The organism is Desmonostoc vinosum (assembly GCF_059505385.1).
On sequence record NZ_JCACKM010000333.1, the window covers coordinates 21,525 to 46,805 of the forward strand.

Genomic DNA, 25,281 nt, shown 5'->3' on the forward strand with positions numbered 1-25,281 from the left:
ATATATTTAAATTTATTTTGTGATTCCGTTACAAGTTTTTGTCCGAGAAAAAAATAAGTGCATCTGCCAAACTAGCCAAGGCCCCACTCGCCATGCTGCCATTGAAAGGTGTTCTGTAGATGATGAAGACGATTCAAAAGCATGTTGGTCATAGTGTAACCATTTAGCCGGTAGGTGTCCCATTGGTGTGATCGGGGACAGTTGAAAAGTTAGCTGCTCGTAGTCTAACCAGTTTCCCTCTTTTCGCCAACCAAGGCGATCGCCAAGTCTTTTTTCTGTTTCATAATCTACCTTACCACCCATTTCACTCCACATACTTTGTTGAATACTAAAGCCAAAATAACCATAACTGTATTGCTCCCAAAGTTGATCAATGGTTTGGAGATCTTGGCAAGAAAAGTTATCAATATCTTCCTGATAAACTTCATTCCAATAATTCTTACCTATGACTTTTAGCATGAGTTTCGTAGTTTCTATATCTGCTTCTTTCCACTTATGCTGCGCCAGAAGATCCCGCAGTTGAGTACAATCAATATTTTTATTGTTGGGAAATTCTTTTGTAACTATCAATTCATCATGAGTTAGTTCCATTAAACCCGTTTCTTCAACAAAAACAAGAGGTGTTATCGAACCGAGATTTACATCTGCTATTCCTAGTAGTCTTCTTTGATCAACGAGTTGCTGTGATATATAGTTTGATATTAAATCAATTCCCTGATCTAAAGAAATACTATGATCATTTAAATCAAACTTATGGATTTGCCAATCTAATAACTGAGATTCAATAAAAGCATCTTTTAATCTTGTTTTTTTCTGATAACTTATTACCATAAAATCGAGAAAAGTTTCAGAAAATCTCTCATTTTCTATAAAGCTTGGTAAATTGGACTGATACTTCAAAATATTATCTGCTATATTTTTAATATCGCTGACAGTTGCATAAAAATGCTCATCTACTTTTACTACCTCATCTATTAGAGATTGAAATGGACTAAAATAATCTTGTAAAGAATGTTCAAAATTGATTGAAGTATGAGCTATTTTTGCTATTTCCTGACGAATTTTTTTAGCTCTTACTTGATATTCGTAAATTTCTTGATAAACTTCTAAATCTTTAGTTATTTGCTGAACAATTTTTTTTTGAGTTTTTGTATCTTCCGTAATACTTTCAATTCCTTTATTGAGCAGTTTGATTTTTTCGATCATGAGAAAATAGGCGTTGCCCAAAACTAAAACTGCCTTAAAATTTTCTTGCCTCTCCCAGGCTAGCTCATCAACAATTTTCTGATTTTCACTATTCTTTATTTCTAGCTTTTTCCTCTCATCTTCTAAATTCTTGATCTCAAAATACTTACGTTTAAATAGGTTTTTTAAGTTATCTGTTAGTTGAAGCAAAAAATGTTGATAATTATTTTTATAATTTTCCAAAAAATCAATAATATAAGTATAATCCCTAATAAACAATTGGATTTCCTCAAGAATTTCTCCTTGATTCATTGTTTCTTCTCGTTTAATTATTCCTACAAATTTATAATATTTAACTCCTTCTTTAATTAATCTTTGACGTTCTCTAATTTTTTTTTGAAATGTTTTTACTCCCGCATCTTTGAGAACGGGTAGTTGATAAGTTTGTTCGTAAATCTTAATAGATTCGTAATTAATTAGTTGTCTTTGCTGTTTAGTTAGCATGACCTGATGGCATTTCTCTCGTTGAAATAGGATTTAAAGACTAGGGATTATATCGCTTCACTTTAAATTAGCTTTTGTAGTCAATATATAGTAATTCGGGCGTTGCATAATTGCGGGATGATTTATCGGGCTACGCCCCGCTACGCTAACACGCAGAGGCGCAGCGAAAAGTTCTGTTCGCGTAGCGTCTCCGTCAGGAGAAGGAGGGTTTCCCTCCGTAGGAAACTTTTCAAGACAGAGGCGCAGAGAGAATAAAGAGTTTGAGATTTCAATTCATCATATTTCATCCTATGATTCAGCAACGCCGTAATTCGCTTTGATTTTTGAAATTACTTGCGTGGTGCGCGCAGCGCAAGCGCGATCAGCTGAGAGTCGGGAAAAAACCTTTTCGATTGGTACTGAATTTATCAAAGATCAAATAGGAGTCCTAATATTTATCTAAATATTTACTTGAGTTCACAGAGATAGTATACATTAAACTCTTACACAGCAAGCTAGTTTTTAGTGACAACAAATATTAACTGTCTTAACTGTCTTATCTGTCTGAATTTTAAGTAGATGAACTTATACACTTTCTACTTTCTATTTTCTACGAATTACTATAAGGCTCTCCCAGTAAGACAATTGAGCATTTCAATTCTTTAATTAGTTGTGTTGTTACTTGGCTTACGGCTAGTCCGCCTGCTGTACGGTAACGAACTGAACGAAGCACGACTAAATCAAATTGTTGAGCTTCACGAATGATAGTTCTAGCAACATCATCGCCTCTAATTGTTTGAATATTTGTGTTCACTTGTAATTGACTTTTAGCAGCGATTTCGGACAATTGAGAGGCAAATTGTTGTACTAGGGGTGGGGGTGTTTTGCGATCGCCTACATGTAACAGTACCACTTCTGCTTGATTGGTATTCGCCAAAATTTGCGCGAAGCGCACAGCACCTATGGTTTGACGGGTTAAATCCCCTACTGGTACAAGAATTCTTTGAATTGTTGTGGGACTACTCAACAAGCGCGTTACAGCTACTGGACAATGAGAAGACCAAAAAACGCTATCAATGACATTACCAAATAAGCGAGCGCGTAAACCCGTAGTCCGCGACCAACCCATCACGACTAAACCAGCGTTTTGTTCTCGGCTAGCGCGACTAATTCCTAAAGCTACATCATCATCAATGCGAATTGCGGGTGCAACTTCTACATCAAATGTTTGGCTAATTTCTCCAGCTAGCTTGAGTCTTTGTTTACTTTGTTCGAGTGCTGTTACTAGTTGCGGATCATCCATATGAATGTGCGCTCTAGTGATAGCTAATGGTACAATCCGCCCAGATTCATGACTAGCCAGCAATGCTGCCATTTCTATGAGAAAGCGCTGGGTTTGAGGATTGTATATTGGTACTATTACAGTAAAGGGATAGGATTGTTGCTCTGTTGGTTGACTTTCATAACCTTCCCACCAAGTTGCGAGACTATCTGTTTGCAAGTCTGGTTGGGTAAGCTGTAACGAAGTCGCAGACCGCGCTGTGATAATTGGCCCTGCGATCGCAGTTACCAACATCAAAACAATTACACTGTTTAAAACACCCTCATCAATCAACCGATCACCAGCGGGATTCATCGTTTGATAGGCTACTAATGTGGCTGCTAGTGTTGCTGCCACCTGTGGTAGTGATAATGACCACATCGTCAGCAGTTCCGCTGTGTTGTAACGGTAAAGCAGTTTGGCTAAAAATGCGGCTATAAATTTGCTACCAATCAAAGCCACAATAATTACCAGCGTTAGCCAAATTGAACTGAGGGTTTTAAGAAATGCTGGAATATTGATTAATAATCCCATATCTACAAAGAAACATGGGATAAATAATACACTACCGATAAACTCAACTTTTTCTTTAACTGGGCTACGTCCCAGAACGTCATTAACAGCTAATCCTGCTAAAAACGCACCAACAATTTTTTCAACACCAATTACCTCTGCTCCTATAGATGCTAAAAATAATGCCAATAATATAAATAAGAATTGGTTACTTTGTTCATCACCAGAGCGACGAAAAAATTCCTTCCCTGCCCAATCAAACCCAAACAAGACAACAGCAGAATAAATCGCTAATCCCAGTAACAAAGTAGCCAAGCTGAGCGCTGAAAATTCTCCCCTATGGATACCAACACAAATGGCTAATACCAGTAATGCACCCGTATCAGTAAAAATTGTAGCACCAATTGTCACTGTCACAGCTTCATTTGTGACAACTCCCAATCGGCTAATAATGGGATACGCCAATAGAGTATGGGAAGCAAGTAAAGAACCAATTAAGAAAGAAGCATTCCAACTAAAATTAAATAAACGTCCGGCAGCGATACCAGCAATTAGAGGTACTAAAAATGTCAGAAAGCCAAAACCAATTGAGCGATTTTTAGTTTTGCGAAACTGCTCTAGATCAATTTCTAGACCTGCCACAAACATTAAATAAATTTTCCCGATATCTGAAAGTAATTTGATAGTTTCAGATTCAGAATTTAGCAATTTTAGCCCATTTTGACCCAGTACTACACCTGCAAGCAGCAAACCAACCAATCCAGGTAATCGTAGCTTTTCAAAAATCGGAGGTACAGTAAATATTACTGTCAGGAGAATTGTAAAGGCAATAATTGGGCTTTCTATTAGCAAATTCAATACCTTGTGTATTTAATAAAACTAAGTGTTAGCTAAATTTGATGAGATTTTATGTACACCTCAGTTTAACAGGATATCTCAAACAAAACCGCTAACAGCATATACGTAGCGATCGCCTTTTTAGTTCTATCTAAAGAAAGGAATTTTCGCTCTACAGGAACAAATTTAGCCTAATTGTCATTTGTCTAATTCCCCACTCCCCACTTAAAGACTAGACGAATATAGTAAGATTGTCCCAGCCATTGCGAAGCTCCAAACAGCAGCAAATAGCCAGAAATTAGATACATATTTTAACAAAGAGGCTTCTAAGCACTGCTTGACAAAACTTGCTTCGTTGTGTTCTATGAGTCTTTTTGCTTCTAACATCAGCAAACCATGACGAGTTGCATCAGACTGATCTCGAAGCATACTAACTACGTGAAAAACTCCAGGAATCGCTCCTAAAATTACAAACCAGAAAGGGAGCAAAAAAAACCCGTTCCCGATGAAAACTAAAAAAATAAAACTAAAATTCAGTAGGAATAATCCCGTGCCTGTTAATATCCAAAATAGAGCAAATGCCAGCCGAGAAATTGCTAAATAAGAGCGACCAACAGAGTACTTTAAAGCATGACCGCACTGATGGGCAGTAATTGCGATCGCAGACAAAGAACCACCTTCAAAAATGTTTGCGGGTAAGTATATAGCTCCTCGTTTTCCTTGTTTTGGTTTGAAAGTAGCTTTTTGGGATGCTTGAGCTTTTTGCACAGATACCTCATCTAAGTTATTCTCGCTTAAGATGACTCTGGCAACTTCATAGCCGGTTAAGCCACAATTTGCTAAACGGTCTAAGCCGCGTTGTTGGAGCTTATCATGTCGGCTGATTGACCTAAACGATAAAGCAGAAAAAATAATTGCACTGATCACAAACAGATAAAACCAGATTTTCATACTGATATTTTGCAGTATTTTTAACAGTTATCAGTTACTACTGAGCGAAGTCGAAGTATCAGAGTTATCAGTTTTCCAGCAGGAGTGAAACACCACACCATGCGCTTAGCTGTTCACTTTTGAAGGTGGTCAGAACCCCGACTTTTTCAAGAAGTTTGGGTTCTTGAGCCCCGAAAATTTAATGAAACAGACTACTAGGAATAAATTCCCAAACAGTAATGCAACTGGTGTAGAATCTCAGTTTATACAAAAATCAGGCATTTTGAACTATTAAAATGTAATGTTTCCACTCTGATGAAAAACACTGAAACTATTAAGATCAAAAGCATCGGCCTCTAAATATCTACTAGTCTTTGTGAACCATGCCTCTATCGCGCATAGTAACGCTGATTGTTGGTCTAATCCTGATTTTGGGGCTAAGCCTGTGGCTGATTGATTCCCTGTCTCGGCTTTATTGGCAATTGTCTTATTCTCCGCTGTTGGGCAATTTACTGCTGCTGCTGTTGATTGTACTCATAGGAGCCTTAGTTGCGGCCTTCGTCTATTATGTGTTTGTGATTCAGGCTGGAGAAAAACGTTCTCGCCAAAATCGCAAACGTGTAACTGCTGCCCAAATTCCCGCCGCTAAATCTGATGCTGCTTCTTCGACGCTGCAAGCTGTACGGCAACAAGTAGCACAAATTCAAGATGAAGTTGCACGGCAGGCTTTATTAAGTAAATCGCGCGAGATTGAGGCTAATTTAGCACGCGGCGAGCTGCAAGTAGTGGTGTTTGGCACGGGGAGCGCTGGCAAAACTTCTCTAGTCAATGCGATTATGGGGCGGATAGTAGGTCAAGTAGATGCACCAATGGGTACAACTCAAGTAGGAGAAACCTATTGTTTGCGATTGAAGGGATTAGAACGCAAGATTTTAATTACGGATACACCAGGAATTTTGGAGGCGGGGGTAGCGGGAACCGAAAGGGAACAACTAGCCAGAGAATTAGCAACGGCAGCCGATTTACTGTTATTTGTGGTGGATAATGATTTACGGCGTTCAGAATATGAGCCGTTACAGGGGTTAGCAGAAATTGGTAAGCGATCGCTTTTAGTTCTCAATAAGACTGACTTATATACAGATGCAGATAAAGAAACCATTCTCGCTAAGTTACGTCAGCGAGTACGGGGATTTATTGCGACTGACGATGTAGTCGCGATCGCTGCTAATCCCCAAGCTGCACAATTAGAAACAGGCGAACTTTTCCAACCTGAACCAGATATTGTCCCCTTGTTACGCCGGATGGCAGGTGTTTTACGCGCTGAGGGTGAGGATTTGGTTGCAGATAACATCCTCTTACAATCTCTACGACTCGGAGACGAGGCGCGTAAACTCATTGATGCTCAGCGTCGCCGTCAAGCTGATAAAATCGTTGAACGGTTTCAATGGATTGGGGCTGGCGTAGTATCAGTTACACCCATACCAGTAGTAGATTTACTGGCAACAGCCGCTGTCAACGCGCAAATGGTTGTAGAAATTGGTAGAGTCTACGGCTGTGAATTGAACATGGAACGAGGACGAGAGTTAGCCCTTTCCTTGGCAAAAACGATCGCTAGTTTGGGTATTGTCAAAGGAGCAATTCAATTATTAACCACTGCTTTACAACTCAATATCGCTACTTTGGTAATTGGTAAAGCAATTCAAGGTGTGACAGCGGCTTATTTAACCAGGATTGCTGGAAAAAGTTTTATCGAATATTTTCGTCATGACCAAGATTGGGGTGATGGTGGGATGACGGAGGTAGTACAGCGACAGTTTCAGATGAATCGCCGCGATGAATTTATTAAGGCTTTTATCCAAGAAGCGATCGCGCGAGTAGTAAAGCCATTACAAGAGAGTTCCAAAGTGACGGAAGAACAGGAAATAGAGAATAAGGATAACTAATACCAATTCTCTATTGTGTGTACATTTATGGAACTGCTATATAAACCCTAAACAAGTCTAGACATTTACAGGACTTACTTCAATGCGAGCATGGGAGCGGTTATCCCTCAGTAAGCTTTCACGATGAAGCCAACCGTGATAAATTAATTGCTCTATTAACTCCCAATCCCCAAACGCCCGGCTAAAGCAGGAGTTAGAGGTAGAAGAGTTGCAATCATCAAAAACAAAGCCAAAAGACCTAAAGCAGCTCTTGCATCATCGGGTTCGCTAATTTCATTCAAGCTAGGGCGTTCTTGATCCCTTTGTAATAAGAAAATTACGATCGCCCAATACATGGCAAGCACATTACCAAGAGACACCAACGCCAGTAAAATTAAAGTTGCTAATGTCGCCCGACTGGCAGTTTTACGTCCATAAATCGCTTGTACAATGCGCCCTCCATCTAATTGTCCCGCAGGCATCAAGTTTAAAGCGGTGATTACTAATCCCAGCCAACCGATGATTACAAGGGGATGGACGCTAACTAGGGGCGACTGCAAAGCAGAACCAAGAACAACTCGTGCTAAGCTGCCTACCAAAATCGAGCCTTGAAAAAATTGATTAGGCAATTGAAATAAACTACCTGGATGGGAAAGCAACAAGCCAGTCACCAGCATCAGCAAAGAAACGATTCCCCCTGCGGCTGGCCCTGCTAAAGCGATATCAAATAAAACTTTCCGATTGGGTAAAACTGATTCAAAACGGGTAATAGCACCAAAGGAGCCAATTTGCACCGCAGGTAAAAAGAACGGCCAGCTCAAACGGATTTGGTGACGCCGCGCCAGTATCCAATGACCAACTTCGTGAGCTATTAAAATCGTTAACATTCCACCACTGATAGGCAAAGCCTCTACAAACCGTGCTGGATTAGCAAAGAAATCAAAATTCAGCAGTAATCCCCCAGCTTCTAGGCTTGTGGCAATGGTTGCTATCAACAGGATACCCGCAAAGACTTTTTGCGGTAACTGCATTTGCGGTGGATAATTACGGCTGGGTAGGACTATTACCACAGGTTTACCATCTACGTTTTCCACTAAGAATAGGCGATATTGCTCCCCTAAGCGTTCTTGCAAACTCGTGCTAAGACGGCTATAAACCTCCTGTGGTTCTCCTCGCAGATTGCCTTTAAAAATTGCTCCTTCTTGATAGGCGATGGTTTCTGTGGCAAAAAATGTATCAATACCGAAAATACCTTTAATGGTGTTTAAATCATCTTCTGGTATTGGCAGTACGTTAGGTTTGAGTTCTGTAATTACTGCTGGTTGTGGGGGATTTGTTTCCAGTGAGGCGTTAGCGTTGAGCTTTTCTGTTGCCCGTTGCCTGAGTATGGCATCTTGCCCAGCTGCGCGTAACTGTCTGCCCAAATATATATACAATCCAGCCGAAGCCACCAACAGAAATAGTATCCCTACTATATTGATGTAAATCCCGGCGGCAAATAATCCGAAAAACAGCAACCAGGGAGTCATTAACACTACCGACTGTAACCAAGCCAGGATTCCCAGTTTACCAAAAGGTCTGGCGCGATAAAAGCCCCAACCCAAAATGCTGAAAGCCACTAGCACGATGGCTGCAACGATAGAAGTTTCTGATAAAGTAGACATATCCAAACCTTCGCTATTGAAACCGAGCCAGAACAAGTCCGGTATTGCAGATATATTATTAATCTATAACGCCATTTGCAATCTGCTCAAATTGGTATTGCGTTACTAACAAAGGGAACAGAGAACACAGTAAGCTAATAATCATTCAAATTGCATCCCCGCGTCTCCCCTTAAGCGCGTCCTCCGAAGTTTGCTCAACGGGGGGAACCCCCGCACGCAACTTCTCTTTGCGTCTTTCTGAGGCAAAGGATTATGCAAGTTAAAGGCAGATTAGCTTAGTAGGGTGTGTTATCGCCAAGCGCCCCACTATCCAATATATTTGGTGTGCTAGGCCTAATTTCCATAACGCACATTACCAAATGAATACTTGTGTAGTGACGCTTGTATCCGCCCACGCGGAAGAAACGGGCGATTGATTTGCTGAATGTGCCTTACGGTAGGCGAGATAAGTGAAGCTTTCAATTGGCCCTAGCAAGGTTTTATCTTTTCTTATCGCTCTTGATAATTTGCGTGCGATCGCTATAAATCGGGTAATTAGACGGAAACTTTCTATATAATATCTAAATCTGGGTATTAAGTGGAAAAATTTGCATAAATATCCTAAATCGGGTAATTAAGCAGAAAGTTTCCGTCTAATAAATAGTTAAACTCTTAACAAGAATGAGGTTTATATTATGGCAGTTAAGTTTTTGACTCAAGCAGATGGAAAAGGATGGACTCTTGTCAAACGAAGCAGGGATAATCAGCAAGTACAGTTACCCCACTATTTGAAGGTGAATTACTTGAGAATGGAGAATAATAGAGATTACTTTATTCCTTATGAAAGTCTTGACCATAAAGATACCGAGTTTAGCGTGACTCGTAAGTCTGATGGATCGTCTTATTTAGTGGATGGACAACACCTTCCATCTGCAACAGTAATTTTTAATCCGAAAACAACTCACCTTTGGTATGGAACTGGATCATATCAAGTTGGGCCGATTTGGGCTGTCTTTACTCCAAATCCAGACTTGCCGGATGGCACCTATGATTTGGAAATTCCAGATTACCCGCATGTTGAATTTGGAGACGCATACCTCGCTCAAACTCCGTATGCAAGATGTTGGTTTCGTATTCGTAAAGGAGGAGCAAATACTTTGGATACTCGCTTCCTTCATACTGGCAGCGTTTCAGATGGATGCGTGACTGTTAAGGATGTTCCATACTGGACAAAAATTTATAATTATCTATTCAATCATCGTAAAGGTGATGGGTTAAGTGTTGGAACTATCATATTCAATAGGTATTATGATTAAAAATTCAAATAAATGTTACAGCTTAGTTCTGCTCATGGGTTGCCATGTCATCCTGCTTTTAAGTGCATGTACTTCAACTAAGCTCCCGACACAATCGGCTCAGAACAATGATCAAAAGGTAACGCAAAGTTCCTCTAGTGGAGAAAAAACTAGTAATTCAAAAAGCCTACCTTATCAAGGAAACTTACTAGATGTAGATGGTCTTTTGAGTCAATTGAAGAAAACTGATGCCAATTTGGAACTGCAATCAAAAAGGCTTCTCAAAGTAGCTTTAGATGCACAAGCAAATAATGATTGGGGTGCAGCAGCTAAAGGTTTTGGCGAATCAATAGCATTCATGCCTACTAACGAGGCTCTTTTAGGCTATGCTATGTCTCGGAGCATGACAAATGTGCATACAGTCGATCCAAAAGAATCATTGAGTACAAAGCTTCGTAACTTTCAAGAGGCAATTAAGATTTATCAGGTTGCGATTGAATTCAGTCAGCGGGCTAATAAACCTTTGTCAAATGAGCAAAGACAATTAGTCAAAACTAATGTTGCCTGCTTAGAATCTTTTCTTCAGTCACCCGATCCCAAGGCAGCAACATGTAAACTTGTTGCTGATGCGTTGAAAGCGAGCAAAATTAACTAATTTAGGGTACTTGATGTAGCATTAAACGAGGATGACTGTCTGATTAGAAAAGATAATGCCTCACAAAATTTTGCAGTATTGCGTCAGATAGCAGTCAATATTTTAGGTCAACAGAAGCGCGTTAAGCTTGGTATCAATGGCATTTGAGGAACGTAGACGCCCGGAGGGCGGCTTCCTGCAGGGTAAACCCAACACCGAGATCAATGTTGGGTTTCGCTTCGCTCAACCTAACCTACAGCTATTACACTATTTTAGCCTTGCCACGCCACTAGTGGACTACATAAATAACCTCTAACTACCCGAAAAGAAGTTAGGAGTTTCAAGAATTTTGCACTGAATTAATATTAAGATAAAAAAGGTATACGCAGTTGAAGAAATCAATCCTGTCAATAATTCTTTTTTGAGATCGTGTTCTTGGGACTGTTTCTGGAAAACATCAATTGCACCTGCTTGCATCAAGAGAATACCAATAATATTAGATAGCCAGTAACCAACAATGACACCGGGCATAAGTAACTTAGAAGCAAAAAGGCTACAAATATAACCGAAAAAATAAGCTATAGGTAAATTGAATATTAAGTCATTCCACCAACACAACGGTGACAATAAATATCCAATAACCAAAAAAAATCCGCCTCTAAGCTTCTGCAACAGAGTTGTAGGTAAGCTATCTGTAGCTTGCAACAATGACTCTTGACCTTTTTTTTCAGTACCAATCATAAACACATAAATTCTATCAACTTACCGTACTTTAAAATAAAAGCTCACAAAAGTCTAGTTTGACTGTCTCCCCATTGCTAAAGCAAGGGGATTGTTTCACTGTCCGGCGAAGAGCGAGCGGACGGAGCTACACTGAGTATGAGGTCTGAATCTCAACCCAATGGGCGCAGCCATAACGCCAACTACGGGGATGTCCATGCATCCCAGATACTTTTTGCGAATGTTGATTGCTCCCACGCCATCACGATGAAACCTGAAGCCGCAGCGACATTTGTAGAGGCGGTTTTTAGGTTTGTGGCGTTTGCCGCACGATGGACACGTCTGAGTGGTATACCGCTCATCAATCAACTCGACCCGCATCCCCAGCTTTTCAGCCTTGTAGGTAAGCATCTGCCGAGTCTGCCCGTGCAACATTTGATGAATCTTCTGATTCGCTCTGTTGCCGTAATCGACAGACGAACGTATGTCTCGAATGTCGCCAATTACAACGGTCTGAACGTTTCTAGATTTGAACGTTGAGACAAGTCTGGTAGTCTGCTTGTGCTGAATATCTTTGATCTGATTGTTCAGCTTTGCCAATTGCCGCTGTTTGGAGCGGACTAACCGCTTGCGACGATTGGAGCCGCGCTTCATCTGATCGATGCGGCTTGAAAGCTTTGCCTTGAGACGGTTCTGATACTGCCGCTTGGCTCTCAGCGCCCGCCCATTGAGGATATAGGTTTGCTCCCCATCGTGAGCAACCGCTAGATGTATTTCTCCCATGTCTACAGCCGCCACAATGCCATCAAAAACAGCGACAGGTTCAACGGTGGCATAGCAAGCGCGGATCTCGTATTGCTTGCCATCCCAGCCCATCTCTACTAATTTGGGCACATAGAAAGCCCAATCAATGATCACAGGCTCATTGCCCTGTCCGTTAGATAGGCGTAGCTTGCCGTCTTTGACCTTGATGGCTGAAGATTTCCACTGCACTTTGTAGAACCATTTGCGGCGGCGTGGCGGGCGAGCGTCTTGATCACTCTTGCGACGTTCCCGCCATGATTTAAGCGAGGCAAAGAAGTTCTGCACCACTGCGTCGGCAGAGTGAGCATGAAGACGATTCTCTGAATCATTGGGTAGCCAGCGCATAAGCGATGAAGGCTTGAGCCACAAGTCCTGCTTGCGGACTGTGCGCCAAAAGCTAACCACCGTCCTTGAGTACAACTCGCCAGCAGCACGGCTCAGATTTTGCATCTGCTCTGTATTGCCAATTTTGAGTTTTCGGACGGTGTAATTAGACATTCTTCTGATTTTCGATGTACTGCTTTTTTCACTGCGGCTAAAGCCCCCTATCGGCTTATTCCCATGTCTGAAGCCAGGGGCTTGCGCCTCGTTCCTCGGTCAGACAGAAGCGTTAGTTTGAATTTTGAATTGATTCATCACTGTTCCCTGTTAAGCGTTCCCTGTTCCCTTTCACAGGTATGCTCCTAGCAAGCTGTAAATCAAAGCCGTCAAGACTAACGCAGTAATGGTTACGTAAATCCAGTTTTGTTGTTTGACAAACACTACTAAAGACACCACTACACGTAAAATCGGTGTGGCGATGAGTAGTAAAAGTCCTAACTGAATTATTCCCAGATCATTACCAGATAAGGCTGTTGTTATGACACCACCAAAAGAGCGAAACTCGGGTGGTTCACCATGAAAAAACTGGTATTGAGTAGGTTCTGCTCCGTGACGTAACAGATAAAGTATACCGCCTAATAACACAACAGCACTGACTAGCAAAACACTATATTTCAGTAAATAACTTAATAAAATATCGAGTAGATGTGGGTTTTGCAATAACTGCGATTTTTTGTTTTTAGTGTCTGAAGTTTCTAGACAAGGCTGAGTTAATGTGTCTATGTTAGAGCCAACATTTACTGACTGTAATGGTAAAGTTGCTATCAGCGCATTTTTTTCATCTAAATTTTGGTTCATAAACACCAATTAAATCCTGAGTGATTTGTGAACACGTTCTCAAATTCCTGGTTTTTATTGAACGATTGTTCGCCCTGGGGTGAATAGTTTTGTACTAACCCAAAAAATCACCAAAAAGAATTTTTTTTACCTTACCATTATCAATGGTGAAATTAAAGTATATAGGGCTAGTACTATCAACTTCATAATTAAAAATATTAGTATCGGTTGATTGAGGGTTTCCATATATTTTTATTACTTTTGCAACACTATCGCCTACTTTGACGCCATCGATAGTAATATATTTAGAACTATTAGCTTCTATTTCATACACAAAAAATTTATTTGTGGGTTTAACATCTTCAAGTAACTTAACTGTTAAACCTCTATATTGAAGAGTTCTAGTTTTACCAGCTATTTCTTCATAGCCATTTTTGATACTAAGCGGCTTACCTAAAATTTTTCTGACTTGCTGCTCAGACATTGAGAGATTTATACCACCTATTACTAGACGATTGGCAGGTATTGTTTTTGATTGTGTAGTATTCTGAGAAATTTGATAATTAGTAGCTAAAGCTTGAACATTTAATGGTTGTCCAAATAAAGATATCAAGCTTAAAAAAGTTCCAATAATAATTAAATTTTGTGGGAAGTGAGCTTGACTATGAGAGTTAGATAGTAGTTTCATTTATTAAACTCTTTTAAATTTCAATAGAAAACTGTAGCTATACAATGAATAAGGGAACAGGTTTTCTGATTTCCTGTCCTCTCTTAAAGCCCTCCAACGATAGCCTGATAAACCATTTTCAATGCCATCAATACTAACACTAGGCTAAAGACAATTCTTAATAACTGTGTTTTCGTATCAATGAGAACTCTTGCCCCTAAAAAAGCACCTGGTAATATTCCTAACATCACTGGCATGGATAATCCTGGGTCGATATAACCACGGTTGAGATAAACTCCTGCTGAAGCCGCAGCAGTCACACCAATCATAAAATTGCTAGTAGTAGTAGATACTTTGAATGGAATTCGCATAACTTGATCCATCGCTAAAACTTTAAATGCGCCTGAACCAATACCTAGCAAACCGGAAATAATACCAGCGATAAACATTACAGAAAATCCACCTAAAACTGTATAAGCTTGGTAGTTTATTATACCTTCTGCCATAGGGTAAGAGCCATTAATTTGCAGGTAGTCAGCCAGAGGATCAGCTATATCGTTCTCTGGATTTTGTTGCTTTGGTTGTTGAGAAAGGTATGCAGAATAAAGTAAGACAATTGCTAACACAATGGTCAATACTTTAACAGTAACAAACATTGCAATTAAAGCACCCAATATAGCACCAATAGTGGTTGCAACTTCTAAAAACATTCCTAAGCGTAAATTTGCTAAGCCTTTTTTAATATATGTGGAGGCAGAACCTGCACTGGTAGCAATTACCGAAACTAAGGAAGCTCCAACAGCATAGCGAATATCAACGCCAAAAACTGAAGTTAATAGAGGAACAACAATAACTCCACCACCTAGCCCAGTCAATGCCCCAATAAAACCAGCAGTGAACGACCCAAGCCAGACAAGTAAAGACAATTCTAGGATGTTCAATTTTCAGACCTCGTGCCGCAATGATGATGGGGGAGTGGGGAGTGGGGCGAAGAAAGTGTTTGTTTTATTCATAGCAGATGGCACGTTTCTAATGAAAAGAAAAGTATCTAATCTTAATTCATATGAGATACACTCTAACCCCTATTGCTGTTCTTCAGGAAGCAACTTTGTTTCACTCGCTTGCTGGTCGCTGACAATATTTGCTGGTTTTAGATGGGGCCTGATAATTAAACTCACGCCAATTGCCCAAGCGATCGCTACCATCCAACCTGCGATAATATCACTAGGAAAATGAACTCCTAAATATAGTCGCGTCCAAGCAATAGCTAATATATAAACGCCACCTAAAATCACCACCAACCAGCGCCAGACACTCCCCCAAGTCAAAACTAGCAAAATTGCCATCAATGTCATACTCGTCATCGCATGACCACTGGGAAATGCATAACTCGATTCCGGTGCAACTGAGTCCCACAGATGAGGGCGTACTCTGTGCCAAAATTCTTTTGCGGTGCGGTTAATAACTGCACTGCCAGCAGCAGTAACGATGAGATAGGTGAACGATCGCCAGCGACGTTGTAATAGTAAAATGATTGCGATCGCGCTTAGGATGGGTAACACAGTCCAAAACGAACCAAATTTTGTGAGTATCGCTGCGAATACACTCAACTGTGGCTGTGTTACAGAATGAATCGTTACCAAAATCGGTAAATCCCAAGGAAAACCACCCTCATTGTGTCTGACTTCTAGCGCCAGCAACCCAAAAATTTGTAGCGGTAAGTATATCCCCACAAACAGCACTAACAAAGAAGACCAATGGGTTGTGAGCAATTTTTGCACAAATCCTACTGGTTTTTGTAGCTTTTGATTGTCGTTGTTGATTTTTTCTAACTCTGCCATATTGAATACGGTATTACGCTTGTTTTAATGTAGTTTTTCAAAACACCGCGATATATTCTCTCACTGAAGTATAAATATAGCTTAAATCAGGCTTGTAGAAGTAAATAGGCTAGACAAAAAGTATATATTGTAACCAAATATTTTTATTCTCGCATATATCTATGGACTTTTAGGATTTTTAAGATTAAAATACGGTAAGCCGATCAGATTTTAGGATTTTGTAGAGAATTTTAAATAAATCGGTCAAAAGTTGGAGTTGCAGGAGACAGTCTGCACAACAGCGTTACAGTCAGCCTTTTGATTTCAGCTAGGCCGTATTTACAAAACCCCGGTCAAGGACAGGAGTATGGACTTTTTATTGTTACCTATCTTCAGCTTTTTAGTTGGTATTACTGTTGGTTTGACAGGTATTGGCGGCGCTTCACTGATTACGCCAATGTTGATATTTATTTTTCAAGTGCCTCCGGTAGTAGCAGTAAGTTCTGACGTTGTAGCGGCTACTCCCATGAAACTCGTTGGCAGTATCAAACATTGGCAGCAACAAACCCTCGATATACAGGTGGTAAAGTGGCTAGCTTGGGGGAGTGTTCCAGGTTCTTTGCTTGGGGTAGGAATGCTGCACTTGATTAAACAGAATGGAGATTATGACCTGAACAACATTATTCTTCGCTTGTTGGGTATGACAATTCTGTTAGTCACAGTTTTGGCATTGGTGCAAATGTTGCTGTTAACTATCTTCCCCAAATTTAAATTACCTGAACTTCCCAAATTTGACTTAAATACTAAACTAGGACGCTTGCAAAGTATATGTATAGGAGCATTTTTAGGCTGTATTGTAGGTCTAACAAGTGTTTCGTCTGGCTCAATGTTTGCCTTAATATTGATTGCATTTTTCCGTTTAGATGCACGTAAGTTAGTTGGTACAGATATTTCCCAAGCAGCAATTTTATTACTATTTACCTCTATTGGACATCTTACATTAGGAACTGTTGATTGGAGTTTAGTATTACCAATATGGATTGGCTCAATCCCAGGAGTATTACTAGGTGCTAAAATTTGCCAAATTACACCGCAAAAACCATTAAGATTTATTATTTACTCTCTGTTAATGATGGCAAGTTTAAAATTAGTTTATTAAAGCAAGAATTTTACCTCTCATTGTGTGATTAATGTTCGCAGAGACTCCCAGACGGTAGCATAACTACTAACATTTTTTATACAAATAATCTCTAAAATATCAAGTTTCAACAATGCAGATTACATAATATATGTTCAATCTATTAAAAGAGTGAATTTATTTAATAACTTATGACAAAATAACCTCTATCTGGGGAACGATTTAGTCGATAAACCAAATGGAGTAAAAATATTATGCTAAACCACATGGAAATTGTGTTCTATGAAACTCAATGATTTGATGAAAAATCTCTCAGTTGTAGGACGTTGGATAGCTACTACTCTATTTTGTGTATCAGCGATCGCTTTTGTTTGGCAGGGTGCGTTTTTCTCGAATACCTCAGCTATGGCTGATACTACTGCAAACCTGACCATATTAGCAAACGCAGGCGATAAAGTCCAAAATAAAGCTAATGAAGATGCTGGACGAGCCAAGAATTTCATTCGAGATACAGCAGATAAAGTTGAGCGAACTGCAAAGAAAAACGCCAGTAAAGTTGAACAAGCAACCGATGACAATGGTAGTTTTGTTGAGCGCAAAGCCAAAAAAGATGCAGCTCGAATTGAAAGAAGAGCAGAGGAAGATTCTGCTCGGACACAAAAAGCAGTAGACAACACAAAAAATGCTGTTGAACGTACTGTAGATAACATCAAGGATGCTTTTAGCAAATAGAAAATAAGGAATACGGAAGAATCTTTTCTGGTGTTGCATACTTGCAGAATGATTTAGCAACTAATAAAAATTCTTCCTTTGCTTTCCCTGTTTGTTCTCATTCGTCCCGCTGTTTTGTATTGCAAAACAGTGGGATTATTTTTGTTTCGTGCATTGATTATGATGGGTAAATCTGCATTCATCCCCGTTAAGTAAATTCGCTGTAACGTTTACCCACTGGACAATTCAGACAGTTTGTTTCATCACATAAACGGCAGATAGTCAAGGCACTGTCCTTCGTTTTTGTCAGGGACAACAAGATTTGGTTACTGATGCGGCACAAATGCAAGCGGTCTTTTGAGGATAGGGAAACAATAGCTTCCTCAAGTGCCAAGAGCCGCGCTTGATGCATCTTGCTCACCAGAGCTTCACCTTCTTGGGTCAATTTTAGTTCCACAGTTCTGCGATCAATAGAGCCGCGCTCACGGAGAATTAATCCTTGTTTCTCCAGCCGCTCTACAAGCCTTACTGCACCTGGATGCGACATCCTAAGGGCGCGACGTAACTGTTCAATCGGTATCCCAGGTGCATGTCTTACCAAGCAAAGAGCCTCAGCAGCCGGCCCTGCATCATCGATCATTTGCTCCACCGACTGGGCAACCGAATCTGTCAAAGCAAGAGCCAAAGCCCCCACTACATTCGCAAGGTTAGTGTTTTCCATACCTCAATTATATGCGTCATGCATATTGACATTAAGTAAATCTGATGGTTATTATATGCTTCAAGCATATACTGAAGTTCTCCATGATCCGACCTACAAAACCCGAAGATGCAGCAGCGCTGATTGCTGTAGCCAACACAATCGGTTTCGAGCCGAACGAACTCGAGGATCTTGGCAAAATGCTGGCTAAATACCTCGGTGGCAACAGCGACAGCGATCCCTTTTGGATCACCGACGACGATGACGAAGACGGGCCGGTGGGGGTCGCCTACTGTGAGCCTGAACGGATGACCGATCAGACGTGGAACCTACAATTGATCGCCATTCGCCCCGATCGCCAGGGACAAGGACGCGGTGGAAAACTGCTGCGCTACGTTGAAGAAACTTTGAAGGCGCGGGGTGGGCGAATGCTACTGGTGGAAACGTTAGCGAGCTTCGAGCGCACACGGGCGTTTTACGCAAAGTGCGGCTACGATGAGGAGGCTCGTATCCGAGACTTCTACACAGCGGGCGCTGATAAGATTGTGTTTCGTAAAGTGTTGAATACGGACTAGGTCACACTAACCCATGAACAAGTGTTGGTTCAGAAGTGGAAGGCTTGCAAAGTACTTCACGAATGCTTTGAGATATATGTATTGTTATTAACATTAAATTATATTAGTACCAACCTATGTTGTTAAGTACAACGAGGTGATGGCATTATACCCCCTCAAATACAGCTTGATGGAAGTATTGAGCGTACCCCCATATAGGACTCATATTTGATTTTTGAAAAAAATTCAGTACACCTTTAACTTCCTTCTTTATTTGTTCCTTGTTAAGCGTTCCCTATTTCCTCCTTATTGGCAATAAAAGTGCATTCAAAATTCCAAAAAAGCACCAAAGACTGCTGCTTTTATAAAGCTATCTACTTCAATATTTAAAGGCAATCTAGAAATAATCAAAAAGCTTCAATTTGTAATCAACCAAGTAAGAATAATATCAAGCATAAATAATTTTTATCAATAATTAAACTGAATATAGATGTAATTTTTGATATTAAGTAAGTTTAATTTGGTAATTATTATATATTAACACAAATTAGCTGCTTATAAAACTATCTTATAGTCTATTCCCTTTGGTGTATGTCTGTAAAAGATAAGCAAAACTACCGACAGATATACCCTAAGTTTTATTTTGCTAAACCTGTAATTAAAACCTTGTAAATAATCGAGTTTAGATAAAGCGCGGAAGATGCCATTTACCTTGAGATCAAAAATCAGTCTGAAAATAGATAAAAAAAGGTAAATAATATGTATTTGGGTCAATTAGTGCCAATAAATTTAATAGCTCATAGAAAATTTCATCAGCTAACCCGGAGTGAAGTTAAACAAGAGCAACTACAATCAAAAGAGTTAAATATATCCGATTTAGCAATATCTTTGTCTCCTGTTGGCTTTGTCTTTAGTTGGGTATTGTTTTTCCTAATATTGCGGAAAATTAGGATATATTTAGATAATAAGATGGTTTTTTCAGTTAAAGGTTTACACAAACTTCCCTGTAAAAACTGTAGATTTTATTCAAAGAATCATTATCTTAAATGTGCGGTACAACCTTCTATCGTTCTTACAGAAGAGGCAATGAATTGCTCTGAGTATTCACCCAATAAGGGTAAATTTTTTCCTAAAGATTTCTTTAAATAGATATTGGGAATTGGGAATGGATGTTTGTTCTCTCTTATCCCCCCTACTTCCTACCTCTTATGGCTAGGTTTTTTAGATTTCGCGTTGCTATACCCATACCAAAATCAGCTGCTTGAGAAAGTCCTGGATAGTTGATAGGAAATAAACCAGTTGTTAAGCGTAATTCGTAAGTATTTATTCTCTTTCTACCCTCTACTCCCTACTCCCTATTCCCTTGCAAATGCTTATGGAAGAACTGCGTGAGTTTGTGCCAGGCGTCTTCTGCTGCTAGGCGATTATAAGAAGAACGCTCATTGCAGAAAAAGCCATGGTCGGCATCGGGGTAAACTTGCAATGTGTATTCTTTGCCCAGTTGTTGAAATCGAGACTCGATTTGTTTAACCCGTTCGAGAGGAATGAAAGGATCGACACCACCAAAGAACAAGTGTACAGGGACTGTGATGTTTGTCACCGCATCGATCCACTCATCCCAAACCATACCGTAGAAAGGAGCAGCGACGGCGATCGCATTTGAAAACTTGCAAGCGGTAAGAAAGGTTAGTCCACCGCCTAAGCAAAACCCAGTCACGCCGACTTTATCAGGTGATACATCTGGCTGTGACTTTACATAAGTCAACACCGCGTCAATATCTTTCTCTACAGATTCCATTTCCAGGCGATACATCATCGCCATTGCTTGCTCAACTTCATCATAGCCAAACTTATTATTTGGTAACTCGCGGTAGTACAAATCTGGTGCAAGTACCACATAACCCTTATTGGCAATTCTATCTGCTACATCTCGGATGTGCGATGTTAATCCAAAAGCCTCCATCAAGAGGATAACGGCTGGCTTGTGGATACTCTCACCAGGTGTAAATAAAAAAGCGGGCATCTGTCCATCAGGTGTAGGAATCATTACCTCTGTCTGTTTAATTTGCATATTACCGCTTCTATTTGTTGGGCTTATCCTATGAAAACATGATAATTGCCTAGTCCTAATTCATAATAATTTCACGATTCTCCAGTATTTTTACTGTTTACACAAAGTTTTCATCAATTTTTCTGATAACTTCTCCGCAATCCTACCAATTTAGTTTACTAGTTGGGTATATGACTATGTAATTTACACATGCCCAACTTGATGAAGCGATCGCATCTTGTCAAAATCGCCATAATATTTCTATTCTCTCTCGGCAGCCTTGGTGTTGTTGGGGGCAGTTTTTTATTGAGAAAAGCCTTTAGTAGCACTAGTGAGTCTGAGGTAATCACTGATATTTCCCGCTATCGGGAAATACGCAATCAATTGTGGTCTAACAATGAACAGTTAAAACATTTTCCTAGTGATATTTCTACTGATAATAAAAGTGCAAGCATTGCTTATTCTCCTGGCTATTTTCAAGTGAGAGTCAAACAAACACCAGAAAAAATCCAAAAGTTACTAAAACAATATAAAAATATTGCCAAGCATAAATATAGAGGTGGTGATACAAATGACCACATTAACCAACCTCATGGTGTACCAACAACTTTCTTTTATACCAGCGATTCTGATGAAGAATCTTTTCCCTCTACCTATGAAATCTTAGTATTAAATGCCCAAGATAGAGGTAGATCTGGTTTTAAATGGAATCATGGAAATAGTTATGGTGTAGCAATTGATAGTTCAGCCTCAGAAATTGTCTACTGGGCTGAACAATGGTAAATAAAGCAGGAAATGGTGAATAAAGAAAGTTTCATATCTATCGAATCTGCCCCTGTACTGTCGGTAAAATGTCTACAAATTATGGACATTGAAAATAAAAAGTTTAGTAATTAGTCTGTATTATGAACTAAATGAAAAACCTGATACAGTTAACTTTTGTTCGATAATACAAATCGTAATGACTAAATCAAGCAGTGGAAAGTTTACAAACAATACTAAAAAGTCGGTGGAATTAGAAAGTTTAGCGAAATGCTCTGCCATAGACTTACTAAATGAAGTTGATTTTTTAAGAATTGCTGCAAGCTTGAAGCAGGAGCAAAAACGGAAAACAACATTAGGACAGTTTTTGACTCCCGCTCCTGTAGCAGAATTAATGGCTGGAATGTTTAATGAAGTTAATCTTTCTCAAATATCTCTACTTGATGCAGGAGCAGGAACTGGTTCATTACTAACAGCTTTTGTAGCTAAACTCTGCAATAAGCAGTATCCTCCAGAAAATTTAGATATTATTGCTTATGAAATTGATCCTTTTCTAGTCGAATATTTGCAACATACATTAAAACTATGTGCGAAAAGATGTCAAATAGCAGGGATTAATTTAAACTATGAAATCAGAGAAAAAGACTTTGTTGAAGATGCTGTTAAACTTCTTCGGCCTAGTTTATTTGATAGTTCTCAGAATTTAAGATTTACTCACGCTATTATTAATCCCCCATATTTAAAAATTAACGCTCACTCTCAGGTTCGTATATTGTTACGTTCCTTGGGTTTAGAAACTAGCAATCTTTATACTGGTTTTATAGCTGCTACATCTCTACTTCTTCAATCAGGAGGAGAACTTGTAGCTATTTCACCTCGCAGTTTTTGTAATGGGCCATACTTTAAAGATTTCCGAAGAATGTTTTTACAAATGATGGCTTTAGACCAGATACATCTTTTTGAATCCAGACAAGAAGCTTTTAACGATGAAGTTTTGCAAGAAACAATTATTATTCATGCTATAAAACAGAAACAAAAATTTGATAATGTACTAATTACTACAAGCATAACCGCTGATGATGACTTTATTATGTCTAATTCTTTAAATTATAAAGAGGTAGTTCACCCAGATGATCCGCAGCAATTTATTCATATTGTTCCAGATACATTCAGTCAGCAGATAATTCAACAAATAGCAAATTTTAATTGTACGTTAGAAGACCTGAAATTAACGGTTTCAACAGGACGCATTGTGGATTTCCGTGCAAGGGATTTTCTACGTTTAATACCAGATAAAAATTGTGTTCCCTTAATTTATCCAGCCAATTTATCTGAGGGATATATTAGATATCCCACAATAACTAGAAAACACCAAGCTTTAGTACATACAGAGCAAACAGCATCACTGCTAGTACCGAATGAACATTATGTTTTAGTTAAACGCTTCTCTACAAAAGAAGAAAAAAAACGAGTGGTTGCTGCTGTATATGATGCTGACAAAATTTGCTATTCATGGGTAGGTTTTGAAAATCACTTAAACTATTTTCATAATAATGGAAAAGGACTTCATATTAACTTAGCACGTGGTCTTGCAGTCTATCTAAACTCTACAATTATAGACACATTTTTTCGATTGTTTAATGGACATACTCAGGTTAATGCAACTGATTTACGAAATTTAAAATTTCCTAAAATAGAACAGCTTATATCTTTAGGAGAACGAATTGAAGAAAATTTTCCTTCACAAAGAGAAATTGATCGGTTTATAGAAGAATTAATAAGTATGAATAGTCAATCCGAGAATAGCGTTATCACAATTAAAAATCGTATTGATGAAGCACTACAAATATTAAGTCTCTTAGGATTCCCACGATTACAACTTAATGAACGTTCAGCTTTAACTCTTCTTTCTTTAATTGGACTAAAGCCAAATGATTCTTGGGAATCAGCTTCATCTCCATTAATGGGTATTACCCCGATAATGGAATTTATAGCGCAGCATTACGGTAAAAAATATAAACCTAATACGCGCGAAACTGTGCGTCGCCAAACAGTTCATCAGTTCTTAGATGCAGCCTTAATTGTTTCAAATCCAGATGCTCCTGAGCGACCTATTAATAGTCCAAAAACAGTATATCAAATTGAAGAAAGTGCCCTTGAATTATTGCGTACCTATGGAACTACTGAATGGGAGAAAACCCTTCGTACTTACCTTTCCTCAATTGAAACTTTGAAAAAACAATATGCTCAGGAGAGAGAATTGTTACGTATACTTATAATATTTGAGGGAGAAGTAATCACTTTATCACCAGGCGGACAGAATATTTTAATTGAAAAAATTATTAAGGAATTTGCAGAAAGATTTACTCCGAGAGGGAAACTAATTTATGTTGGTGATACTGATGAAAAATTTGCTTATTTTAATGAAAGTGCATTGAGAGATCTAGGTGTTATCATTAATTTTCACGGTAAAATGCCTGATGTAATTATCCACCATCTAAAAAAGGATTGGCTAGTTTTGATTGAAGCTGTAACTTCTCATGGGCCAATTAATCCTAAACACAAGAAAGAACTTGAAATCCTCTTTACTGGTACTAAAATTCCTCTTGTGATGGTAACTGCGTTTCTAAGCCGTAAAGCTATGGTTGAGTTTTTACATGAAGTATCCTGGGAAACAGATGTTTGGATTGCTGAAGATGTTACTCACCTCATCCATTTTAATGGTGAGTATTTATTACAAGCTTATAAAGTAGATAAAAATTCTGATTCAGAATGAGAAAGATTATTATTGGTGTGATGGGGCCTGGAGAAAAAGCGACAGTAGCAGATTTGCAACATGCCTACAATTTAGGAAAACTCATCGCTGCACAAGGCTGGATGTTGCTCACTGGTGGTAGGAATGTGGGGGTAATGGATGCAGCGAGTAAAGGTGCAAAATCTAGTAATGGTCTCACGATTGGTATTCTCCCTAAACAAAATATCAACGATATTTCTGAGGCAATCGATATCGCCATTTTCACAGATATGGGCAATGCTCGGAATAATATTAATATTCTTACCAGCGATTTAGTCATTGCCTGTGGTATGGGTGCAGGAACTGCTTCAGAAATTGCCCTAGCTTTGAAAGGAAATAAGAAAGTAATCCTGCTTAATGATGATGCTCAAAGCAAAGTTTTCTTTAAAAAGCTATCACCAGAAAATGTTTATGTTGTAGAGAATGCTGAAGATGCGATCGCTACTTCCAAGGCAATTTTATAAGGAAAATCGGTTACACTAGAAACTTTGTTAATACTGTAAAATACAATACAAATGTGAGTAAATATACAAAATTAAACTTTATTTAAAAATTGAACACTTTTCGTCAAATGATTTGGTAACAGTAGCAGTAATTAATCTTTGATAGATTTAAATTATTAGAGTCAAAACAGTTTCTA

The 25,281-nt window shown here is 39.1% G+C and carries 22 protein-coding genes; 10 read left to right on the forward strand and 12 right to left on the reverse strand.

Annotated features, from left to right (window positions below; genetic code table 11):
- Positions 1–12: 12 nt before the first annotated feature.
- From AC5JMF_RS33045 to AC5JMF_RS33055, 3 genes are all read right to left on the reverse strand, one after another.
- Positions 13–1,689, reverse strand: coding sequence for a GUN4 domain-containing protein (locus AC5JMF_RS33045; RefSeq protein WP_495799928.1), 1,677 nt, complete (start codon positions 1,687–1,689; stop codon positions 13–15).
- Positions 1,690–2,278: 589 nt separating this feature from the next.
- Positions 2,279–4,354: a cation:proton antiporter domain-containing protein gene (locus AC5JMF_RS33050; RefSeq protein ID WP_495799929.1), complete on the reverse strand. Its 2,076-nt coding sequence runs from the start codon at positions 4,352–4,354 to the stop codon at positions 2,279–2,281.
- Between the two features lie 210 nt (positions 4,355–4,564).
- The gene (locus AC5JMF_RS33055; protein ID WP_495799930.1) at positions 4,565–5,290 is read right to left on the reverse strand and encodes a zinc metallopeptidase; all 726 of its coding nucleotides are present in this window, start codon (positions 5,288–5,290) and stop codon (positions 4,565–4,567) included.
- Positions 5,291–5,652: 362 nt separating this feature from the next.
- On the opposite strand from AC5JMF_RS33055, the gene AC5JMF_RS33060 reads away from it, so the two are divergent.
- Positions 5,653–7,212: a YcjF family protein gene (locus tag AC5JMF_RS33060; RefSeq protein ID WP_495799931.1), complete on the forward strand. Its 1,560-nt coding sequence runs from the start codon at positions 5,653–5,655 to the stop codon at positions 7,210–7,212.
- A gap of 155 nt (positions 7,213–7,367) precedes the next feature.
- Here AC5JMF_RS33060 and AC5JMF_RS33065 read toward each other — a convergent pair whose 3' ends face one another.
- The gene (locus AC5JMF_RS33065; RefSeq protein ID WP_495799932.1) at positions 7,368–8,855 is read right to left on the reverse strand and encodes a site-2 protease family protein; all 1,488 of its coding nucleotides are present in this window, start codon (positions 8,853–8,855) and stop codon (positions 7,368–7,370) included.
- A 674-nt stretch (positions 8,856–9,529) separates the two neighbouring features.
- Here AC5JMF_RS33065 and AC5JMF_RS33070 point away from each other — a divergent pair.
- Together AC5JMF_RS33070 and AC5JMF_RS33075 are read left to right on the forward strand one after the other, a co-directional pair.
- Positions 9,530–10,150, forward strand: a complete 621-nt coding sequence (locus AC5JMF_RS33070) for a hypothetical protein (protein WP_495799933.1) — start codon at positions 9,530–9,532, stop codon at positions 10,148–10,150.
- A complete protein-coding gene (locus tag AC5JMF_RS33075; protein WP_495799934.1) occupies positions 10,143–10,784 on the forward strand; it encodes a hypothetical protein in 642 nt (213 codons plus the stop codon). Before AC5JMF_RS33070 ends, AC5JMF_RS33075 begins: the two co-directional genes overlap by 8 nt.
- 291 nt (positions 10,785–11,075) lie before the next feature.
- On the opposite strand, the gene AC5JMF_RS33080 is transcribed toward AC5JMF_RS33075, so the two are convergent.
- The 6 genes from AC5JMF_RS33080 to AC5JMF_RS33105 all read right to left on the reverse strand — a co-directional run bounded on the left by AC5JMF_RS33080 (position 11,076) and on the right by AC5JMF_RS33105 (position 15,953).
- Positions 11,076–11,504 (reverse strand): DUF7980 family protein, encoded by a 429-nt coding sequence (locus AC5JMF_RS33080; protein WP_495799935.1) that lies wholly within the window; start codon positions 11,502–11,504, stop codon positions 11,076–11,078.
- A 96-nt stretch (positions 11,505–11,600) separates the two neighbouring features.
- Positions 11,601–12,785, reverse strand: a complete 1,185-nt coding sequence (locus AC5JMF_RS33085; RefSeq protein ID WP_495799936.1) for an RNA-guided endonuclease InsQ/TnpB family protein — start codon at positions 12,783–12,785, stop codon at positions 11,601–11,603.
- A gap of 171 nt (positions 12,786–12,956) precedes the next feature.
- The gene (locus tag AC5JMF_RS33090; protein ID WP_495799937.1) at positions 12,957–13,466 is read right to left on the reverse strand and encodes a DUF1634 domain-containing protein; all 510 of its coding nucleotides are present in this window, start codon (positions 13,464–13,466) and stop codon (positions 12,957–12,959) included.
- A gap of 94 nt (positions 13,467–13,560) precedes the next feature.
- Positions 13,561–14,133, reverse strand: coding sequence for a hypothetical protein (locus AC5JMF_RS33095; RefSeq protein ID WP_495799938.1), 573 nt, complete (start codon positions 14,131–14,133; stop codon positions 13,561–13,563).
- 83 nt (positions 14,134–14,216) lie between these two features.
- Positions 14,217–15,053 carry a sulfite exporter TauE/SafE family protein gene (locus AC5JMF_RS33100; protein ID WP_495799939.1) on the reverse strand — a complete coding sequence of 279 codons (837 nt, stop codon included), beginning with the start codon at positions 15,051–15,053 and terminating at the stop codon, positions 14,217–14,219.
- A 141-nt stretch (positions 15,054–15,194) separates the two neighbouring features.
- Positions 15,195–15,953 (reverse strand): phosphatase PAP2 family protein, encoded by a 759-nt coding sequence (locus tag AC5JMF_RS33105; protein WP_495799940.1) that lies wholly within the window; start codon positions 15,951–15,953, stop codon positions 15,195–15,197.
- Between the two features lie 346 nt (positions 15,954–16,299).
- On the opposite strand from AC5JMF_RS33105, the gene AC5JMF_RS33110 reads away from it, so the two are divergent.
- Positions 16,300–17,091, forward strand: coding sequence for a sulfite exporter TauE/SafE family protein (locus tag AC5JMF_RS33110; protein ID WP_495799941.1), 792 nt, complete (start codon positions 16,300–16,302; stop codon positions 17,089–17,091).
- A gap of 261 nt (positions 17,092–17,352) precedes the next feature.
- Positions 17,353–17,802 (forward strand): hypothetical protein, encoded by a 450-nt coding sequence (locus AC5JMF_RS33115; protein WP_495799942.1) that lies wholly within the window; start codon positions 17,353–17,355, stop codon positions 17,800–17,802.
- Between the two features lie 187 nt (positions 17,803–17,989).
- Here AC5JMF_RS33115 and AC5JMF_RS33120 read toward each other — a convergent pair whose 3' ends face one another.
- Complete coding sequence (locus tag AC5JMF_RS33120; protein ID WP_495799943.1) at positions 17,990–18,502, reverse strand: MarR family winged helix-turn-helix transcriptional regulator; 513 nt, start codon at positions 18,500–18,502, stop codon at positions 17,990–17,992.
- Positions 18,503–18,585: 83 nt separating this feature from the next.
- Between AC5JMF_RS33120 and AC5JMF_RS33125 the strand changes: the two genes are divergently transcribed.
- Together AC5JMF_RS33125 and AC5JMF_RS33130 are read left to right on the forward strand one after the other, a co-directional pair.
- Positions 18,586–19,056 (forward strand): GNAT family N-acetyltransferase, encoded by a 471-nt coding sequence (locus AC5JMF_RS33125; RefSeq protein ID WP_495799944.1) that lies wholly within the window; start codon positions 18,586–18,588, stop codon positions 19,054–19,056.
- Between the two features lie 738 nt (positions 19,057–19,794).
- Positions 19,795–20,184 (forward strand): hypothetical protein, encoded by a 390-nt coding sequence (locus AC5JMF_RS33130; protein WP_495799945.1) that lies wholly within the window; start codon positions 19,795–19,797, stop codon positions 20,182–20,184.
- A 199-nt stretch (positions 20,185–20,383) separates the two neighbouring features.
- Here the strand turns inward: AC5JMF_RS33130 and AC5JMF_RS33135 are convergent, their stop codons facing one another.
- Entirely contained in the window at positions 20,384–21,106 is a 723-nt protein-coding gene (locus AC5JMF_RS33135; protein WP_495799946.1) for a dienelactone hydrolase family protein, read from the reverse strand.
- Between the two features lie 201 nt (positions 21,107–21,307).
- On the opposite strand from AC5JMF_RS33135, the gene AC5JMF_RS33140 reads away from it, so the two are divergent.
- The 3 genes from AC5JMF_RS33140 (at position 21,308) to AC5JMF_RS33150 (ending at position 25,105) form a co-directional block, all read left to right on the forward strand.
- Positions 21,308–21,868, forward strand: a complete 561-nt coding sequence (locus AC5JMF_RS33140) for a hypothetical protein (RefSeq protein WP_495799972.1) — start codon at positions 21,308–21,310, stop codon at positions 21,866–21,868.
- A 178-nt stretch (positions 21,869–22,046) separates the two neighbouring features.
- Positions 22,047–24,623, forward strand: a complete 2,577-nt coding sequence (locus tag AC5JMF_RS33145) for a BsuBI/PstI family type II restriction endonuclease (protein ID WP_495799947.1) — start codon at positions 22,047–22,049, stop codon at positions 24,621–24,623.
- On the forward strand, positions 24,620–25,105 hold the full coding sequence (locus AC5JMF_RS33150; protein WP_495799948.1) for a TIGR00725 family protein: 486 nt from the start codon (positions 24,620–24,622) through the stop codon (positions 25,103–25,105). The genes AC5JMF_RS33145 and AC5JMF_RS33150 overlap by 4 nt, the downstream gene beginning before the upstream one ends.
- Positions 25,106–25,281: the final 176 nt, after the last annotated feature.

Coding starts and splice junctions, on each gene's coding strand:
- AC5JMF_RS33045 (WP_495799928.1), bottom strand. CDS start 1,689: ATGCTAACTAAACAGCAAAGACAACTAATTAATTACGAATCTATTAAG.
- AC5JMF_RS33055 (WP_495799930.1), bottom strand. CDS start 5,290: ATGAAAATCTGGTTTTATCTGTTTGTGATCAGTGCAATTATTTTTTCT.
- AC5JMF_RS33060 (WP_495799931.1), top strand. CDS start 5,653: ATGCCTCTATCGCGCATAGTAACGCTGATTGTTGGTCTAATCCTGATT.
- AC5JMF_RS33065 (WP_495799932.1), bottom strand. CDS start 8,855: ATGTCTACTTTATCAGAAACTTCTATCGTTGCAGCCATCGTGCTAGTG.
- AC5JMF_RS33070 (WP_495799933.1), top strand. CDS start 9,530: ATGGCAGTTAAGTTTTTGACTCAAGCAGATGGAAAAGGATGGACTCTT.
- AC5JMF_RS33075 (WP_495799934.1), top strand. CDS start 10,143: ATGATTAAAAATTCAAATAAATGTTACAGCTTAGTTCTGCTCATGGGT.
- AC5JMF_RS33080 (WP_495799935.1), bottom strand. CDS start 11,504: ATGATTGGTACTGAAAAAAAAGGTCAAGAGTCATTGTTGCAAGCTACA.
- AC5JMF_RS33085 (WP_495799936.1), bottom strand. CDS start 12,785: ATGTCTAATTACACCGTCCGAAAACTCAAAATTGGCAATACAGAGCAG.
- AC5JMF_RS33090 (WP_495799937.1), bottom strand. CDS start 13,466: ATGAACCAAAATTTAGATGAAAAAAATGCGCTGATAGCAACTTTACCA.
- AC5JMF_RS33095 (WP_495799938.1), bottom strand. CDS start 14,133: ATGAAACTACTATCTAACTCTCATAGTCAAGCTCACTTCCCACAAAAT.
- AC5JMF_RS33105 (WP_495799940.1), bottom strand. CDS start 15,953: ATGGCAGAGTTAGAAAAAATCAACAACGACAATCAAAAGCTACAAAAA.
- AC5JMF_RS33110 (WP_495799941.1), top strand. CDS start 16,300: ATGGACTTTTTATTGTTACCTATCTTCAGCTTTTTAGTTGGTATTACT.
- AC5JMF_RS33115 (WP_495799942.1), top strand. CDS start 17,353: ATGAAACTCAATGATTTGATGAAAAATCTCTCAGTTGTAGGACGTTGG.
- AC5JMF_RS33120 (WP_495799943.1), bottom strand. CDS start 18,502: ATGGAAAACACTAACCTTGCGAATGTAGTGGGGGCTTTGGCTCTTGCT.
- AC5JMF_RS33125 (WP_495799944.1), top strand. CDS start 18,586: ATGATCCGACCTACAAAACCCGAAGATGCAGCAGCGCTGATTGCTGTA.
- AC5JMF_RS33130 (WP_495799945.1), top strand. CDS start 19,795: ATGTATTTGGGTCAATTAGTGCCAATAAATTTAATAGCTCATAGAAAA.
- AC5JMF_RS33135 (WP_495799946.1), bottom strand. CDS start 21,106: ATGCAAATTAAACAGACAGAGGTAATGATTCCTACACCTGATGGACAG.
- AC5JMF_RS33140 (WP_495799972.1), top strand. CDS start 21,308: ATGAAGCGATCGCATCTTGTCAAAATCGCCATAATATTTCTATTCTCT.
- AC5JMF_RS33145 (WP_495799947.1), top strand. CDS start 22,047: ATGACTAAATCAAGCAGTGGAAAGTTTACAAACAATACTAAAAAGTCG.
- AC5JMF_RS33150 (WP_495799948.1), top strand. CDS start 24,620: ATGAGAAAGATTATTATTGGTGTGATGGGGCCTGGAGAAAAAGCGACA.